The sequence below is a fragment of the Mycolicibacterium sp. XJ2546 genome (genome assembly GCF_053483195.1).
This window is the reverse complement of sequence record NZ_JBEFRW010000013.1, coordinates 1-15843: the sequence shown is the minus strand read 5'-3', so window position 1 is coordinate 15843 and position 15843 is coordinate 1. Positions and strand designations below refer to the sequence as shown.

Here is a 15843-nt window from a genome sequence, read left to right as displayed (position 1 = left end):
GGCTCAGGTGGCGTCGGTGTCGTACGGCGTCACCGAAGGGGGCGGCGGTGGGTGCGGGGTGGGCGCCGGTGAGCTGACGGGCTTTTCGACCGCAGGGCCGTCAAACCGCCCGGTAAACAGGGAGTCGTCACCGTCGAGCAGGTGTTTGGTGATCGCGGCCCGCGGCGACATCCCGCGCAGCTTGTTCAGCTCGCCCAACGGCTCTCGCAGATCGTCGAACTCGGGTCCGAGGTCCTCCCGCAACTGCGTGGTGGCGCCGCTGATGTAGTCGCGCGCCTGCCGCAGCGCTGACGACGTCCAGCGGATCGCTCCGGGCAGCCGTTCGGGTCCCAGGATCACCAAACCGGCGATGACCAGGATCAGCATTTCGCCCCAGCCGACGTTGGCGAACATGTCAGACGGTGTTGTCGGGGATCGGGGTGATCGTCAGCGTGACGGGACGACCGTCGCGCAGCACCTCGATCGGGGCCGGCTGGTCCACCTGAAGCTGGCGCACCGCGACGACGAACTCGTCGGCGTCAGCGACCTTGCGGTCACCCACCTTGACGACGACGTCGTTCTCCAGGATGCCCGCACGCTCCGCGGGGCTGCCGGCCTTGACGTTGGCCACCTGCGCCCCCGATGCCAGCTCGTTGCTCACCGAGCGCGCTGTCAGACCCAGCGTCGGATGGGCGATCTTGCCGTCGCGGATCAGCGTCTCCACAACGGATTTCACTTCGTTGACCGGAATCGCGAAGCCGAGCCCGCTGGCGCTCTCCGACAGCGACTTGCCCGCGGTGTTGATACCGATGACGTTGCCGTCCATGTCGATCAACGGTCCGCCGGAGTTGCCGTGGTTGATCGGCGCGTCGGTCTGCAGACCGTCGATGACGGTGTCGGTGTCGGAGCCATCGCCCGACAGCGGCACCGGTCGATTCAGCGCGCTGATGATGCCGGCGGTCACGGTGCTGCGCAGCCCCAGCGGGGCGCCCGCGGCGATCACCTCATCGCCGACCTCAAGCGTGTCGGAGTCGCCCATCTTGGCCACGGCGAGGTTGTCGACGTTGTCGACTTTCAACACGGCCAGGTCGGTTTTGGGGTCGCGCCCAACCAGGTTGGCGGGCACTTCCTCGCCGTCGTTGAACACCACAGTCATCTTGTACTTGCTCGGGTTGTTGGCGGCCTCGGAGATGACGTGGTTGTTGGTGACGATGTAACCACGCTCGTCGACCACCACACCCGAGCCCTGCGAGCCCTCCTGATCGCTTTTCGCCTCGATGGTGACCACCGAATCTGCGACCGCCGCAGCCACTTTGGCGAACCGGCCCTCGGGCGGCTGGCCGGTGTCGCTGGTGTTCAACGTCACCTTCGACGTCGTGAACGCCTCGGTCACCTCGGCCGTCGTGCGTCCGACCCAACCGCCGGCGAATCCGATCACTATCGCGGCGATGCCGAGAACCGCCAGGGCCACATAGGAGACCCTGCCGCCAAACAACACGTCGCGCACGCTGAGCCTGCCCATGCTGACGCTGACCGGTGCGTGCGAGGCTTCCTGAAGCGCGGGCGTGCCCAACGCCACCGGAGCCGCCGGATCGCGCCACGGATCGGCCGCCGGGTCGGCGCCCTGTCCGTCGCGTTCGGCCTCCAGCGCGCCGACGTCGGCGGGATGCCGCTGCAGCGAGTCGACAGCCGGGTGCGGACGGGCGAACGCCTCGGCCAGCACCGGGTCCGGCGTGCGGTCCTTCGGGGTGAACTCGGATTGATCGCGGAAGCGGTCCTGGCCTACGAAAGATCCGCTGACCCCGTCGGGGCGGCCGAACACACGTCGCGCCGCCGGATCGACCGGCGGACGCGAGACGGGGCGCGGTTCGAGGCGCTCACGGCCGGACTGGTCCAGATTGGTCACCCGTTTATCACCCCTGTGGAAGCGCCCGCTGCCTCAAACGCAGGCCGCTGTCGTGTCCGCACCACCCTACCGGCGCTTACGCCGAGACCGCGTTGCGTCTCCAGCAAACTGCGTCGGCTCGGATTCGGCTGGCGGTTGATGGGGAGCAGAACGCGGGATCTCCGATAACAGGCCCAACAACTCCGTCGGCACGACGATCGGATGCGAATCCCGCAACGCCGCACGCGCCTGACGCTGGGCGTCCACCTCGGCCGCGCACTGCGGACACATCGACATATGGCTGGCCGCGCGCAGGTGAGCGTTCATCCGTAGCTCACCGTCGACGAACGCGGCGATGGCCTCGGTCGAAAGGTGCTCAGTGGAACTGAACTGGCGCGGCCCGACCGGTGCGTCGCTCTGCGACGCGAACTGAGAAGGCAGCCAGGAAAACGCCCGACGGAACACATGTCCCCGGTCGACCATCACCGAGCTCCTCTCGTTTCGCTTGTCGGTGCTTACTCGAATGTAGCGCGGCGGGTGCGCTTAGACCTGCAAAGGTCAGGCGGTTTTGGCCGTCTGGTCGCTGTGCTTGGCCAGATATTCGCGCAACGCCTGGCGTCCGCGGTGGATGCGGCTGCGCACGGTGCCGAGCTTGACGTCGAGCGTGGCGCCGATCTCCTCGTAGGACAGCCCCTCGATATCGCACAGCACGACCGCCGCACGGAACTCCGGCGGCAGCGAGTCCAGGGCGGCCTGCAGGTCGGGGCCCAGCCGCGAGTCGTGGTAGATCTGCTCGGGGTTGGGGTCCTCGGCGGGCACCCGGTCGTAGTCCTCGGGCAGTGCTTCCATGCGGATGCGCCCGCGCCTGCGGACCATGTCGAGGAACAGGTTCGTGGTGATGCGGTGCAGCCAGCCCTCGAACGTGCCGGGCTGATAGTTCTGCACGGACCGGAAAACCCGGATGAAGGTCTCCTGCGTGAGGTCCTCGGCGTCATGCTGGTTGCCGGAGAGCCGGTAGGCCAGGCGGTACACCCGGTCGGCGTGCTGACGCACCAGGTCATCCCACGACGGCATCGTCGACTTGTCACCGGTGGCGTCGAAGATCGCGGTGCCGGTGGGCTCGTCGGACGGCTCCACCCACGTCCCATCGGTGTACTGCTCGAGGTGGGTCTCGAAATGGGTCATGGAAACCGGAGCGCTGGGCGCACTTGAAATGATCGTCACTTCCTCCTGGTCACAGCCGTCATCACGAATCGACGGCTCGATATCGGCGGAAACGTCCAAATTGCGGCGCGTATTCCCGGAATGCCAGCGTGTGCCGTCGTCCATGGGCAATACGGTCTCCGACCCTGGTGTGGTTCGCATATGAGCAAACTGAACATTTCCTGAGAATGCTTTCTACCCATTTTTCACCTGCGAAAACCGGGTTGCTGCGGGCGAATACTACGGTGTCGGCCCGGGCGTGTCGGGGGTCGGGCGGCGTCGGTTGGCTCTACGCTGCGGGCATGGCGGGCACCGACGACAGCAGCGGTCAGCAAAGCCGCGCTGAGTCGATCGTCGCGCACGCCGAGCAGTCGATCTCCGAGGACGCGATTGTCGCGGCCGCCCGCGATCGCGCCGACGACATCGGTGCCGGCGCGGTCACCCCCGCCGTCGGTGCACTGCTGTGTGTGTTGGCCAAGATGACCGGCGCCAAGGCCGTCGTCGAAGTCGGCACCGGCGCAGGCATCAGCGGGCTGTGGCTGCTGTCGGGCATGCGTGAGGACGGCGTGCTCACCACCATCGATGTCGAACCCGAACATCAGCGCATCGCCAAGCAGGCCTACACCGAGGCCGGTATCGGACCCGGCCGCACCCGGCTGATCAGCGGCAGGGCGCAGGATGTGCTCACCCGGCTGGCTGACGAGTCCTACGACCTGGTGTTCATCGACGCCGATCCGGTGGATCAGCCTCAGTTCGTCACCGAGGGCGTGCGGCTGCTGCGCCCCGGCGGTGCAATCGTCGTGCACCGCGCCGCCCTCGACGGTCGCGCCGGGGATGCGCGCGCCAACGACGCCGAGGTGACCGCGGTGCGCGAGGCCGCGCGGCTGATCGCCGAGGATGAGCGGCTCACCCCGGTGCTGATCCCGCTGGGCGACGGCCTGCTCGTCGCCGCACGCGACTGATTTTTTGCGATTTGTGTGCGTCTTGTTGCGCTCAGCGCGGCTGGACGCACACAAACCTTGACCCCTGACTAAACGTGCGTTTAGTGTATTGAACATGCGTTCAGTGCCTGAAGATCGCACGGCTGTTGCGAGAATCCGCGATGCCGCGATCGACCAGTGGGGTCAGCACGGCTTCCAGGTCGGCCTGCGGGCCATCGCCGAGGCGGCGGGCGTCTCCGCGGCGCTGGTGATTCACCACTTCGGATCCAAGGAGGGCCTGCGCACGGCGTGCGACGACCACATCGCCGAGGAAGTGCGCAGCGGCAAGCTGGAGTCGATGCGCGCCAACGATCCCGCGACGTGGTTTGCGCAGCTGGCCGAGATCGAGTCCTACGCCCCGCTGATGGCCTACCTGGTGCGCAGCATGCAGTCGGGCAGCGAGCTGGCCAAGACGCTGTGGCGCAAGATGATCGCCGATGCCGAGGAGTACATCGCCGAGGGCGTCCACAACGGCGTCCTCAAACCCAGCCGCGATCCCACCGCCAGGGCCAAGTACATGGTGCTCAGCGGCGGCGGCGGGTTCCTGCTGTACCTGCAATTGCACGACAACCCAACCGATCTGCGTGCGGTGCTTCGCGACTACAGCGAAGAGATGATGCTGCCCGCTCTCGAGATTTACACCGAGGGCGTGATGGCCGACTCCACCATGTACGACGCGTTTCGCAGCCGGAACCAATCCCAGGGAGGGGCACATGACTACGACGTCGCCACGAGCTGAGCGCCCTGCAGTCGAAATACACGGACTGGAAAAGTATTTCGGAAGCACCAAGGCCCTCGACGGCCTGGACATGGTCGTCGAACCGGGCAGCATCGCGGGATTTCTGGGGCCCAACGGCTCGGGTAAGTCGACCACCATCCGCGTCTTGCTCGGGTTGTTACGCGCCGACGGCGGCACGGTGCGGCTGCTCGACGGGGATCCGTGGCACGACGCGGTGGCGCTGCACCGCCGGATCGCCTACGTACCCGGTGATGTGACGTTGTGGCCCAACTTGACCGGCGGCCAGGCGATCGACTTTCTGGCCAGCCTTCGCGACGAGTTCGACACCAAACGTCGCGACGAGTTGATCGAACGCTTCGAGTTGGACCCCGACAAGAAGGCCCGCACCTACTCGAAGGGCAACCGGCAGAAGGTGGCGCTGATCGCGGCGTTCAGCACCAACGCCGAGCTTTACATCCTCGATGAACCAACCTCGGGCCTGGACCCGTTGATGGACAAGGCGTTTCAGCTCTGTGTTCAGGAGGCGGCCGACAAGGGCTCATCGGTGTTGCTGTCCAGCCACATCCTCGCCGAGGTGGAGCGCCTTTGCGATTCGGTGACGATCATCCGAGCCGGCGCCACCGTTCGATCCGGGCGTCTGGCCGAATTGCGACATCTGATGCGCACGACGGTGCAGGTGCGCACCCGCTCGCCCGTCGACGGCCTGCGTTCGGCTCGGTTCGTGCACGACTTCGCCGTCGACGACGGCCTGAGCACCTTCTCGGTCGACCGCGAGGATCTGGACCACGCGATGAGCCAGTTGACCACGCTGGGTATCGACGAACTCACGGTGTCTCCTGCCTCTCTGGAGGATATGTTTCTGCGGGAATATCAAGGGGCCCAACGATGACCGCCGTTGCGACCGCTGTTGGCGCTCGTCATGCGCATCAGACGGGCTCCTCGCTGACCGGTCTCGGCCGGCTCATCGCCCTGGCGCTGCGCCGCGACCGTATCCGGCTGCCGGTGTGGATCGCGGCGCTGACGCTCACCATGTGGTACACCCCCTCCGCTTTCGAGCTGGCCTATCCGGAGGAAGCCGACCGCATAGCGCGGGCCAACCTGATCAAGACTCCGGCCGGGATCATGTTCAGCGGACCGATGTTCGGGCGCAACGAGACCGACATCGGAGCCATGTTCGCCAACGAGGTCATGCTCAGCGTTATCGTCGCCGCCTCGATCCTGGCCATTCTCACCGTGGTACGGCACACTCGTACCGAAGAGGAAAGCGGTGCAGCCGAATTGGTGTTGGCAGCACCGGTCGGACGGTATGCCCGAACCGGCGCGGCGATCCTCGTCGTCGCCGGGCTCAACGCGGTGCTGGCGGTGACGATGACCGCCGCGACGGCCGCAACCGGCCTGGCGCTGGTCGACTCCGCGGCGGTGAGCTTCGGCATCGCCGGGGTGGCAATGGTGTTCGGCGGTGTGGCCGCGGTGACCGCGCAGCTGTGGCGCACGGCGCGGATGGCCACCGGGATGGCGATGGCGGTGCTGGCCGCCGCGGTGGTGGTCCGGGGGGTCGGCGATGTGATCGAACATTCGGGCAGCGCGCTGAGTTGGTGCTCCCCGATCGCCTGGGCCCAGCAGATGCGGGCGTTCGTCGATCTGCGGTGGTGGCCGCTGGCCATGCTCGTCGCGCTGGCCGGCGCACTTCTGGTGGCGGCCGCCGTGTTGCAACGGTCCCGCGAGTACGACGCGGGAAGGCTGCCGTCCGGCGGTACGCATCCCAACGCCCCGCCGATCCGCGGTGTCCTAGGGCTGGACCTTATGCAGCAACGCGGCCAGGTCATCGGCTGGTCGATCGGATTGTTCTTGGCCGGCCTGTCATTCGGGTCATTGACCCAGTCGCTGTTGGACATGGCCGAGGAGAACGAGTTGGTCGCCCAAATGCTCTCCGCGCAGGGCAACGACGGCATCTACACCTCCATGACACAGTTCTTGGCGGCCGCGGCGACCGCGTTCGTCGCGATCACGGTGTTGCGGCTCAACGCCGACGAACAGTCGGGCATCGCCGAGGCCGTGCTGGCCGGATCCGTATCGCGGTGGCGCTGGCTGCTTTCGACGGTGGCGGCTTCGCTGGTCGGTGCATTCGTGTTGCTCTTCAGCGCCGGTTTGGGCAACGGATTGGGCGCCGGTATCGCGCTCGGTGAACCCGACGCCGTCGTCCGACTGACGCTCGCCGCGTTGGCGCACCTTCCGGCGATGGCGGTGATCGCGGGTATCGCGGCGATCGCATTCGCACTGCGCCAGGTTTGGATCACCTGGCTTGTCGTCACGTTCGTGATCGTGTCGCTGTATCTTGGTGCGCTGCTACGCCTTCCGCAGTGGCTGCTGGACCTCTCCCCAGTGGGTCAAACGACGGCGCCGATGGATGTCCCCGTGGCGGCGATGGTGGGGATGGTCGTCGTCGCCGGGTTGCTGACGCTGGGCGCGGGCCTGATCTACCGCGGGCGCGACGCGGTGTGATCTATGAAGATTGCTTTTCAGGTGCTCGCCTCGGCCGTCTTCGGCGTCGTGTTCTTCGGCGTGGGGTTGTTCTGGCCCGCCGGCACCTTCCACTATTGGCAGGCTTGGGTTTTCATCGCGGTGTTCGTCGTTGGGACAATGGGCCCCACCTTCTACCTGGCGGTGCGGATGCCCGATGCGTTGCGCCGGCGCATGCGCGCGGGGCCGTTCGCCGAAACCCGCACGGTGCAGAAGCTCATCATCACCGCGACGATCCTGTCGGTCCTCGCGGTCCTGGTGATCAGCGCACTCGATCACCGGTTCGGCTGGTCGAGCGTGCCGACGGCGGTGGTCATCGTCGGCAACGCGCTGGTGTGGGTGGGGCTCACCCTCGCGCAGATCGTGGTCATCCAGAACAACTACGCCGCGGCGACCATCACGGTCGAAGTAGAACAGAAGCTCGTCTCGACGGGCCTGTACGGCGTGGTTCGTCATCCGATGTACTCCGGGACGCTGATCATGATGATCGGCACGCCGCTTGCGCTGGACTCGTATTGGGGGCTGGTGACCGTGATACCCACCGTTGCGATGCTCGTCTTCCGGATCCTCGACGAGGAGCAAGGCACTACGCACCGAACTCGTGGACTAGACCAGTACACCGAGAAGGTGCACTACCGGTTGCTGCCCTGCGTCTGGTGAGCGCGGACCGGCGCCAGCCAATGCGCGCCCCGCAACCGGACACAACTGGCGTGCGTAAGGCCACGGCGTGGCAGTGGCACCGGCGTGCGTCGGGTACCGAGACGCGCGCATCGAAATTTTGCCCCGTCCGTCCGAAGCCTCCGAGTACGACGGCGACTTTCCGTCGCATCGCTTTATTCAGGCTCGGCGGTGGCCGATATCACCGCCGTCAGCTCAGGTGGCCAGCCGCGCCTGCTTAGTTGTCCACAGCCCGCGAACTCCTCGCGAAAGTTGTCGCCTTGTGCGTTATACTCGAACGTATGTTCGACACTTTGGCAGTCCTCGACACCGACGCCGATGAGGCGACGCTGGTCGAGTGCATCGCCGAACTCGAACACTTCAAGTCCGTCGCGGCCGCCGGGCAGGCCAGACTCACCGCCGCACTCGACCAGAAGCGCCGCGCCCGCGAGGAAGCCGAAGGGATTCCTACCGCCAAACGCTGCCGCGGTCTGGCCAGCGAGATCGCGTTGGCTCGGCATGATTCGCCGAATCGCGGCAATCGCCATCTGGGTTTCGCCAAGGCGCTCGTCTACGAGATGCCCCACACGCTCGCTGCGCTCGAGGCAGGAACGCTGTCGGAATGGCGGGCCACCCTCATCGTGCGCGAGTCGGCCTGCTTGACCGTGGAAGACCGCGGGAAGCTCGATGCGAAGATGTGCGCGGATCAATCCGAACTCGAAGGCAAGGGCGATAAGCGAATCGCCGCCGCGGCGAAGGCCATTGCCTACGAACTGGACCCGCAAGCGGTCGTCGACCGCGCGGTGCGTGCCGAGCGGGAGCGCACCGTGACCACCCGTCCAGCACCCGACAACATGGTCTATGTTACCGCGCTGCTGCCGCTAACCCAGGGCATCAGCGTGTATGCAGCGTTACGACGGCAAGCCGACACCACGTTCGATAACCGCTCGCGCGGCCAGGTCATGGCCGATACGCTCGTCGAGCGCGTGACCGGCCAACCGGCCGACGTTCCGACGCCAATCGCGGTCGACCTCGTCGTGACCGATGAGACCCTGTTGGGCGACGACCAGACTCCGGCGCGGGTTCCGGGATACGGGCCGATTCCGGCCGCAATCGCGCGCCGCTTGGCCAGCCACGCGATCGCCGACGAACGCTCCAAAGCCACGCTGCGCCGCCTGTACCGCCACCCGTCATCCGGTGCGCTGGTCGCCATGGAATCCCGGGCCCGGCTGTTCCCCAAAGCCCTCGCAAAGTTCATCGCCTTCCGCGATGACACCTGCCGCACCCCATACTGCGATGCCCCAATTCGACACATCGACCACGCAACCGCCCACGCCGTGGGTGGACAGACTAGCGAGCTGAACGGTCTCGGCGACTGCGAAGCCTGCAACTACGCCAAGGAAGCCCCGGGTTGGCGGGTCACCACCCGGCGGGATGAAGACGGCACCCACACCTCCGAGATCACCACTCCGACCAAGGCCCGCCACAGATCCAAGGCGCCACCACTGCCCGGCTCGCCCCGACCCCCGGCGAGCAGCATCGAGATCGCCTTCGCCGACGTGTTGGCCTGGCGCGACGCTGCCTGATTCGGTTTCGATCGTCGCCTGTCAGGTTCCAGCAACTCGCAGGCCGTGGTGGCGCGTGCGCCCATACTGTCCCCATGGAAGTGCTGACCGGACTCGGCTTAGCGACCGCGGCGGGGCTCAACGCCTACATCCCGTTGCTGGCGCTTGGCTTGTTGTCCCGGTTCACCGATCTGGTCGCGCTGCCGCAGGGCTGGGCCTGGCTGGAGAACGGTTGGGTCATGCTGATCGTCGCGGTGCTGTTGGTGATCGAGGTCATCGCCGATAAGGTGCCCGCACTCGACACCGTCAACGACGCCGTTCAAACGTTCATCCGGCCGACGTCGGGCGGCATCGTGTTCGGTTCGGGCACCGCCGCACAGACTTCGGCGGTCACCGATCCCGGCGCGTTCGCCCAATCCGGTCAATGGGTCGCTGTGCTCATCGGTGTCGTTGTGGCACTGGTGATTTCGCTGACCAAATCCACGGTGCGCCCTGCCGCCAACGTCGCGACCGCCGGGGTAGCCGCCCCGGTGCTGAGCACCGTCGAGGACGGGGTCAGCTTCGGCCTGGTCTTCGTCGCGATCCTGGTGCCCGTACTTGTGCTCGTGGTGGTGATCGGTTTGGCCTGGGCGGCCGTGCGGTTACGACGCCGACGCCGACCAACCGAGGCTTAGATCCAGACGCCCTTGCCGACCGCCACCACACCGCCGGCGCTGATCGCGAACCGTTCGCGGTCCTTGTCGAGATCGACGCCCACCATCTCGCCAGGACCCACCACGACATTCTTGTCGAGGATGGCATGGCGCACCACCGCGCCGCGACCTATCCGCGTTCCGGGCATGACCACGCTGCCCTCCACGATGGCCCCGTCGTCGACAACGACGTTGGACGACAGCACCGAATTGCGAACGGAGGCAGCCGAAACGATACTGCCGGCACCGACCACCGACTCCTGCGCCGAGCCGCCGTTGACGAACTTCGCCGGTGCCAGCATCTCCATCTCACCGCGGATCGGCCAGCGCTTGTTGTACAGGTTGAACACCGGATGCACCGACACCAGATCCATATGCGCGTCGTAAAACGCATCGAGGGTTCCCACGTCACGCCAGTAGCCGTGATCGCGTTCGGTGGCGCCGGGGACCTCGTTGTTGTTGAAGTCGTAGACGGCGGCCATCCCGTCGGTGACCAGCCGGGGAATGATGTCGCCGCCCATGTCGTGGTCGGAGTGGTCGTCCTCGGCGTCCGCGCGGATCGCGTCGATGAGCACCTTCGTGGTGAAGATGTAGTTGCCCATCGACACGAACGCCTCGTCGGGATTGTCCGGCACCGAGGGTGGGTCCGCTGGTTTCTCCACGAAGGCACGGATCCTGCCCGACTCGTCGGCGTCGATGACACCGAACGCGGTGGCCTCGGTGCGCGGCACCCGGATACCGGCGACCGTCGCGCCGGCGCCGCTCTCGATGTGGAAGCGGACCATCTGCTCGGGGTCCATCCGGTAGACGTGGTCGGCGCCGAACACGACGATGTAGTCGGGATCCTCGTCGTAGATGAGGTTCATTGACTGGTAGATGGCATCGGCCGAACCCGTGTACCACCGTGGGCCCAGCCGCTGTTGGGCGGGCACCGGGGTGATGTACTCACCCGCCAGACCAGACAGTCGCCAGTTCTGCGAGATATGCCGGTCCAGTGAATGCGACTTGTACTGGGTCAGTACACAGATGCGCAGATACCGGGCGTTGACGAGATTGGACAGCACGAAGTCGATCAGCCGGTAGGCACCACCGAAGGGAACCGCCGGTTTGGCCCGATCAGCGGTCAGCGGATACAACCGCTTGCCCTCCCCGCCGGCCAGGACAATGCCCAGCACGTGTGGCAATTCCCTCATATTCCAAACCTATCGGCCGATTCTCTTCACTGCCAACACCCACGTCGACATCAGGCTGCAGCGGTGAGCGGCCGTCACTATCGTCGATCCCATGCGGGTGGCGATGATGACCCGGGAGTACCCGCCCGAGGTCTACGGCGGGGCCGGGGTGCACGTCACCGAACTCGTCGCGCGACTGCGCCGACTGTGTGAGGTCGACGTGCACTGCATGGGTGCGCCCAGGACCGACGCCGTCGTCGCGCAACCCGATCCCGCCCTGTCGGGCGCGAACCCAGCGTTGTCGATGCTGTCCGCGGATCTGGCAATGACCAACGCCGCGGCGCAGGCCACCGTCGTGCATTCACACACCTGGTACACCGGGCTGGCCGGACATCTGGCGTCGCTGCTCTACGGCGTCCCGCACGTGGTGACCGCGCATTCACTCGAGCCGATGCGGCCGTGGAAGGCCGAACAGCTCGGCGGCGGCTACCGGGTGTCGTCGTGGGTGGAGAAGACGGCGGTGGAAGGCGCCGACGCGGTCATCGCGGTCAGCTCCGGCATGCGCGACGACGTGCTGCGCACCTATCCCGCGCTGGATCCCAACCGAGTCCACGTGGTGCGCAACGGCATCGACACCGACGTCTGGTATCCGGCGGTGCCCGACGCGCGCGAGTCGGTGCTGGCCGAGCTGGGTGTGGACATGTCGCGTCCGATCGTGGCGTTCGTCGGACGCATCACCCGGCAGAAAGGCGTCGCCCATCTGGTCGCCGCGGCGCACCGGTTCGCGCCAGACGTTCAGCTGGTGCTGTGCGCCGGGGCTCCCGACACCCCCGAGATCGCGGCGGAGGTGACCGAAGCCGTGCAGGATCTCACCGGCGCGCGCAGCGGCGTGTTCTGGGTCCGAGAAATGCTGTCGGTCAACAAGATCCGCGAAATACTGTCGGCTGCAACCGCGTTCGTGTGCCCGTCAGTGTATGAACCGCTGGGCATCGTCAACCTCGAAGCGATGGCATGCGGGACGGCGGTGGTGGCTTCCGATGTCGGGGGCATCCCCGAGGTGGTGGCGGACCGCGAGACCGGCCTGCTGGTGAGCTATGACCCGAACGACCCTGCGGGCTTCGAGGAACGGCTCGCCCAGGCGGTCAACGAGCTGGTGGGTGATCCGGACACGGCGCGCCACTACGGTCAGGCAGGCAGGCAGCGGTGCATCCAGGAATTCTCCTGGGCGCATATCGCCGAACAGACGCTCGAGATCTACCGCAAGGTGTGTGCGTAGACCCGGGCGGACTAGCTGGTGACGTTCTTCAGCTCTTCGCCGAGTGCCGCGGCCTCGTCAGGGGTCAACTCGACGACGAGTCGCCCACCGCCCTCCAGTGGTACTCGCATCACGATGCCGCGCCCCTCCTTCGTCGCTTCCAGTGGACCGTCTCCGGTCCGGGGCTTCATCGCCGCCATCGAGTGCTCCCTCCACAATGAACCGCCCGCCGGGGACTAGCCAGCGGGCTTCGTCGGGGCCAAGAGCGCCCACCCGTTGGCAGCTCCCGGCACTGAACTGCTATTGAACTCCCCCTATTGTTCCCTATCACCGCCGCTCGGTGTGCAAAGACCCGGCTTAAGACTGCGACGACGGTGCGGGCACCCAGCAGTCGGCCGTGTGGTCGTCGACCATTCCGGTGGCCTGCATCAAGGCGTACGCGGTCGTCGGACCCACGAAGGAAAAGCCGCGACGCTTGAGTTCTTTGGCCATCGCCGTCGATTCGGGGGTCACCGCCGGGACGTGCGCGATGTCAACCGGCCGGGCCCGGCCGGCAGGGGCGAACGACCACAGCAGCTCGGCCAGGTCCACCCCGTTTTCGGCGAGGTCGACGACCGCGCGGGCGTTGGCGACGGTGGCCTCGATCTTCGCGCGGTTGCGCACGATTCCGGTATCGGCCATCAACCGCTGGACGTCACGGTCGGTGTAGCGGGCGATGCGCGCGGCGTCGAACTGGTGGAAGGCGCGCCGGAAGTTGTCGCGTTTGCGCAGGATGATCAGCCACGACAACCCGCTCTGGAACGCCTCGAGGCTGATGCGTTCGAACAGCGCCGCGGAGTCGCGCAGCGGCCGGCCCCACTCGGTGTCGTGGTAATCGCGGTACAGCACGTAATCGGCGGGGGCCAGGCGGGCCGCGTCGATCCAGGCGCAGCGGACCCGGCCGTCGTCGTCGGTGGTCACGATTCGTCCTGCGCGGACGGCCCCGCATGCACGCCGTCATCCTCGGGCTCCTCGGAGTCGTCGTCGCCGACGCCGTAGGCCGCGCGCACGGCCGCCAACTCACCGCGCACCAGATCCAGCTCCTGGCCGAGCCGGTCGAGCACCCAGTCCACTTCGCTGGTCTTATAGCCGCGCAGGCTTTGGGTGAACTTGACCGCTTCGACGTCGGCGCCGGTGACTCCGGAGGCGGGCAACACGGTGGCCGTCGTCCCGCGCGGCAGCGGAGGCAGCGGCTCCCCGCGCCCGAACAGAACGGTGCCAAGCGCGAACAGCACGACCGCAATCAGGACGAGCACGACCAGATAGACCAGAACAAGCGTCACGGCATCGATACTGCCTCAGCGCTCCGACAATCAGGCGTTCGGGCGCAGGGTGGCCATCGGGGGCCGATCGGTGAGCGATACCGCCGACGTGCGTGAGGTGTAGTCGTCGCCGTCGGCGAAGAACTGGGTCAGCCCCACCCCGGAATCCGGCACCCCGCAGCGAGACAGCGTCGTGGCGATGACCTGGCGGCTCATCGTCGCCAACTCGGTCAACGGCCGGTTGCGGTGGCTGCGAACCCCGAGGTTGACCTGGGCGATGGCATCCAGCCCCAAGCGGTCATAGGTGTCGATGAGCAGGCCGATCTCCACGCCGTAACCCGGCGCGAACGGCACCGACATCAGCAATTCGCGGGTGCCCGCGTACTCCCCGCCCAGCGGCTGGCACAGGCAGCCGAGCTCGGGGCGCAGCGCCGCCAGCAGCGGTCGCGCCACCAGCTCGGTGACCCGGCCCCCGCCGTTGGCGTCCTCGCTGCCGCTGACCTTCAGCGGCCGCCGGTAGAAGCTCTTCACCAGGTGCACGCCCTCGGTGGTCAGCAGCGGACCCAGCAGCTTGGGTACGAACATCGGGTCGGGCTCGATCAGGTCGGAGTCGACGAACACGACGATGTCGCCGGTGGAGGCGGCCAGCGAGCGCCACAGCACCTCACCCTTGCCGGGCTGCGGCGCCACCTCGGGCAGGGCCGCTTCACGGCTGACCACCCGGGCGCCGGCAGCCAGCGCGCGGATCTCGGTGTCGTCGGTCGAGCCGGAATCCAGCACGATCAGCTCGTCTACCAGACCGCCGACCAGTGGTGCGATGGTCGCGATGACCCCGCCGACGGTGTCCTCCTCGTTGAGCGCGGGCAGCACCACCGACACGGTCCGGGTGCCCTTGGCGGCCTCGAGGTCGGCGACCGTCCACGACGGCCGGTTCCAGCTCCGCTCGGCCAGCCACCGTGCGGTGACAACGTCCGTAGCGGGAAGCTCGGGTGTGAGTGTCATGCCAGTCCCCTCACCGTGTGCGCCGGTGGACGCGCGCCCTGAATCGACGCGACCATTTCGAGAACGCGTCGCGTGGGCCCGACCTCGTGTACTCGGAACATGGCAACTCCCTCCGCAGCGGCAAGTGCCGTCGCAGCAAGCGTGCCCTCCAGGCGTTCGGTCAAACCCACACCCAGAGTCTCCCCGACAAAATCCTTGTTGCTCAGCGCCATCAGGACCGGCCATCCAGTTTTTACAAGGTCTTTCACGTGGCGCAACAAACTAAGACCGTGGTAAGTGTTTTTGCCGAAATCGTGCGTCGGGTCGATCAATACGGCGTTTGGAGCCACGCCCAGTTGCACCGCACGCTCGGCGGCGGCGGTCACCTCGGCAATGACGTCGTCGACGACGCCACGCTCGGAAACGCCGTAGTTGACCCGAAACGGCCGGGTCCGCGGCGCCGCGCCGCCGGTGTGCGAGCAGACCAGGCCCGCACCGAACTCCGCGGCGACCTCGGGCAGCGCCGGATCGTGGCCCGCCCAGGTGTCGTTGATCAGGTCGGCACCGGCCGCGCAGGCCTGTTTGGCCACCGTCGAGCGCCAGGTGTCGACGCTGATCAACTGGTCGGGGTAGGCGTTGCGCACCCATTCGATGAACGGCACCACCCGGGCGATCTCCTCGTCGGTGTCGACCGGCGCGCCGGGGCCCGCCTTGACACCGCCCACGTCGACGACGTCCGCGCCGTGCTCGATCACCGTGTGCACGGCCGCCTTGGCGTGCTCGTCGGCGAAGGTGGCCCCGCGGTCGTAGAACGAGTCGGGTGTGCGGTTGACGATCGCCATGATCAGCGCCCGATCACCCGCCACGGGGCGGCCCAGAAAGGTCGACTGCACGCTTCCAGGCTACGGTCCTGC

Annotated in this window: 18 protein-coding genes; 8 read left to right on the top strand and 10 right to left on the bottom strand. The window is 66.9% G+C overall.

Annotated elements, in window-relative coordinates:
- Positions 1–3: 3 nt before the first annotated feature.
- The 4 genes from tatB to sigE all read right to left on the bottom strand — a co-directional run bounded on the left by tatB (position 4) and on the right by sigE (position 3193).
- A complete protein-coding gene (tatB, locus tag ABQE44_RS19405; RefSeq protein WP_448393435.1) occupies positions 4–393 on the bottom strand; it encodes a Sec-independent protein translocase protein TatB in 390 nt (129 codons plus the stop codon).
- A 1-nt stretch (position 394) separates the two neighbouring features.
- Positions 395–1885: a serine protease HtrA gene (gene htrA, locus ABQE44_RS19400; protein WP_448431414.1), complete on the bottom strand. Its 1491-nt coding sequence runs from the start codon at positions 1883–1885 to the stop codon at positions 395–397.
- 66 nt (positions 1886–1951) lie between these two features.
- Positions 1952–2347, bottom strand: a complete 396-nt coding sequence (gene rseA, locus ABQE44_RS19395) for an anti-sigma E factor RseA (RefSeq protein ID WP_448393433.1) — start codon at positions 2345–2347, stop codon at positions 1952–1954.
- Positions 2348–2422: 75 nt separating this feature from the next.
- Entirely contained in the window at positions 2423–3193 is a 771-nt protein-coding gene (gene sigE / locus ABQE44_RS19390) for an RNA polymerase sigma factor SigE (RefSeq protein WP_448431412.1), read from the bottom strand.
- Between the two features lie 176 nt (positions 3194–3369).
- On the opposite strand from sigE, the gene ABQE44_RS19385 reads away from it, so the two are divergent.
- From ABQE44_RS19385 to ABQE44_RS19355, 7 genes are all read left to right on the top strand, one after another.
- Entirely contained in the window at positions 3370–4029 is a 660-nt protein-coding gene (locus ABQE44_RS19385) for an O-methyltransferase (protein ID WP_448393431.1), read from the top strand.
- 94 nt (positions 4030–4123) lie between these two features.
- Entirely contained in the window at positions 4124–4786 is a 663-nt protein-coding gene (locus ABQE44_RS19380) for a TetR/AcrR family transcriptional regulator (protein WP_448393430.1), read from the top strand.
- Positions 4761–5675, top strand: a complete 915-nt coding sequence (locus ABQE44_RS19375; RefSeq protein ID WP_448431410.1) for an ABC transporter ATP-binding protein — start codon at positions 4761–4763, stop codon at positions 5673–5675. The genes ABQE44_RS19380 and ABQE44_RS19375 overlap by 26 nt, the downstream gene beginning before the upstream one ends.
- Positions 5672–7288: an ABC transporter permease gene (locus ABQE44_RS19370; RefSeq protein WP_448431408.1), complete on the top strand. Its 1617-nt coding sequence runs from the start codon at positions 5672–5674 to the stop codon at positions 7286–7288. Before ABQE44_RS19375 ends, ABQE44_RS19370 begins: the two co-directional genes overlap by 4 nt.
- A 3-nt stretch (positions 7289–7291) precedes the next feature.
- On the top strand, positions 7292–7966 hold the full coding sequence (locus ABQE44_RS19365) for a methyltransferase family protein (protein WP_448431406.1): 675 nt from the start codon (positions 7292–7294) through the stop codon (positions 7964–7966).
- Between the two features lie 299 nt (positions 7967–8265).
- A complete protein-coding gene (locus ABQE44_RS19360) occupies positions 8266–9549 on the top strand; it encodes a DUF222 domain-containing protein (RefSeq protein ID WP_448431404.1) in 1284 nt (427 codons plus the stop codon).
- Between the two features lie 74 nt (positions 9550–9623).
- The gene (locus ABQE44_RS19355) at positions 9624–10202 is read left to right on the top strand and encodes a DUF4126 domain-containing protein (protein ID WP_448393425.1); all 579 of its coding nucleotides are present in this window, start codon (positions 9624–9626) and stop codon (positions 10200–10202) included.
- Here ABQE44_RS19355 and glgC read toward each other — a convergent pair.
- Positions 10199–11413 carry a glucose-1-phosphate adenylyltransferase gene (glgC, locus tag ABQE44_RS19350; RefSeq protein WP_448393424.1) on the bottom strand — a complete coding sequence of 405 codons (1215 nt, stop codon included), beginning with the start codon at positions 11411–11413 and terminating at the stop codon, positions 10199–10201. The genes ABQE44_RS19355 and glgC overlap by 4 nt on opposite strands.
- 91 nt (positions 11414–11504) lie before the next feature.
- Here glgC and glgA point away from each other — a divergent pair, with 91 nt between their 5' ends.
- Positions 11505–12668 (top strand): glycogen synthase, encoded by a 1164-nt coding sequence (glgA, locus tag ABQE44_RS19345; RefSeq protein ID WP_448393423.1) that lies wholly within the window; start codon positions 11505–11507, stop codon positions 12666–12668.
- A gap of 11 nt (positions 12669–12679) precedes the next feature.
- On the opposite strand, the gene ABQE44_RS19340 is transcribed toward glgA, so the two are convergent.
- The 5 genes from ABQE44_RS19340 to folP form a co-directional block, all read right to left on the bottom strand.
- Entirely contained in the window at positions 12680–12847 is a 168-nt protein-coding gene (locus ABQE44_RS19340; protein ID WP_066857137.1) for a DUF3117 domain-containing protein, read from the bottom strand.
- A gap of 157 nt (positions 12848–13004) precedes the next feature.
- Entirely contained in the window at positions 13005–13607 is a 603-nt protein-coding gene (locus ABQE44_RS19335) for a DNA-3-methyladenine glycosylase I (RefSeq protein WP_448431402.1), read from the bottom strand.
- Positions 13604–13969 (bottom strand): DivIVA domain-containing protein, encoded by a 366-nt coding sequence (locus tag ABQE44_RS19330; protein WP_448431400.1) that lies wholly within the window; start codon positions 13967–13969, stop codon positions 13604–13606. Before ABQE44_RS19330 ends, ABQE44_RS19335 begins: the two co-directional genes overlap by 4 nt.
- A gap of 30 nt (positions 13970–13999) precedes the next feature.
- Complete coding sequence (locus ABQE44_RS19325) at positions 14000–14950, bottom strand: glucosyl-3-phosphoglycerate synthase (protein WP_448393420.1); 951 nt, start codon at positions 14948–14950, stop codon at positions 14000–14002.
- Positions 14947–15822, bottom strand: coding sequence for a dihydropteroate synthase (gene folP / locus ABQE44_RS19320; protein WP_448393419.1), 876 nt, complete (start codon positions 15820–15822; stop codon positions 14947–14949). Before folP ends, ABQE44_RS19325 begins: the two co-directional genes overlap by 4 nt.
- Between the last annotated feature and the right edge of the window lie 21 nt (positions 15823–15843).

What these genes read in the sequence shown, in the direction of transcription:
- tatB (WP_448393435.1), bottom strand. Translation starts at nt 393, where the DNA reads ATGTTCGCCAACGTCGGCTGGGGCGAAATGCTGATCCTGGTCATCGCC.
- rseA (WP_448393433.1), bottom strand. Translation starts at nt 2,347, where the DNA reads ATGGTCGACCGGGGACATGTGTTCCGTCGGGCGTTTTCCTGGCTGCCT.
- sigE (WP_448431412.1), bottom strand. Translation starts at nt 3,193, where the DNA reads ATGGACGACGGCACACGCTGGCATTCCGGGAATACGCGCCGCAATTTG.
- ABQE44_RS19385 (WP_448393431.1), top strand. Translation starts at nt 3,370, where the DNA reads ATGGCGGGCACCGACGACAGCAGCGGTCAGCAAAGCCGCGCTGAGTCG.
- ABQE44_RS19380 (WP_448393430.1), top strand. Translation starts at nt 4,124, where the DNA reads ATGCGTTCAGTGCCTGAAGATCGCACGGCTGTTGCGAGAATCCGCGAT.
- ABQE44_RS19375 (WP_448431410.1), top strand. Translation starts at nt 4,761, where the DNA reads ATGACTACGACGTCGCCACGAGCTGAGCGCCCTGCAGTCGAAATACAC.
- ABQE44_RS19370 (WP_448431408.1), top strand. Translation starts at nt 5,672, where the DNA reads ATGACCGCCGTTGCGACCGCTGTTGGCGCTCGTCATGCGCATCAGACG.
- ABQE44_RS19365 (WP_448431406.1), top strand. Translation starts at nt 7,292, where the DNA reads ATGAAGATTGCTTTTCAGGTGCTCGCCTCGGCCGTCTTCGGCGTCGTG.
- ABQE44_RS19360 (WP_448431404.1), top strand. Translation starts at nt 8,266, where the DNA reads ATGTTCGACACTTTGGCAGTCCTCGACACCGACGCCGATGAGGCGACG.
- ABQE44_RS19355 (WP_448393425.1), top strand. Translation starts at nt 9,624, where the DNA reads ATGGAAGTGCTGACCGGACTCGGCTTAGCGACCGCGGCGGGGCTCAAC.
- glgC (WP_448393424.1), bottom strand. Translation starts at nt 11,413, where the DNA reads ATGAGGGAATTGCCACACGTGCTGGGCATTGTCCTGGCCGGCGGGGAG.
- glgA (WP_448393423.1), top strand. Translation starts at nt 11,505, where the DNA reads ATGCGGGTGGCGATGATGACCCGGGAGTACCCGCCCGAGGTCTACGGC.
- ABQE44_RS19340 (WP_066857137.1), bottom strand. Translation starts at nt 12,847, where the DNA reads ATGGCGGCGATGAAGCCCCGGACCGGAGACGGTCCACTGGAAGCGACG.
- ABQE44_RS19325 (WP_448393420.1), bottom strand. Translation starts at nt 14,950, where the DNA reads ATGACACTCACACCCGAGCTTCCCGCTACGGACGTTGTCACCGCACGG.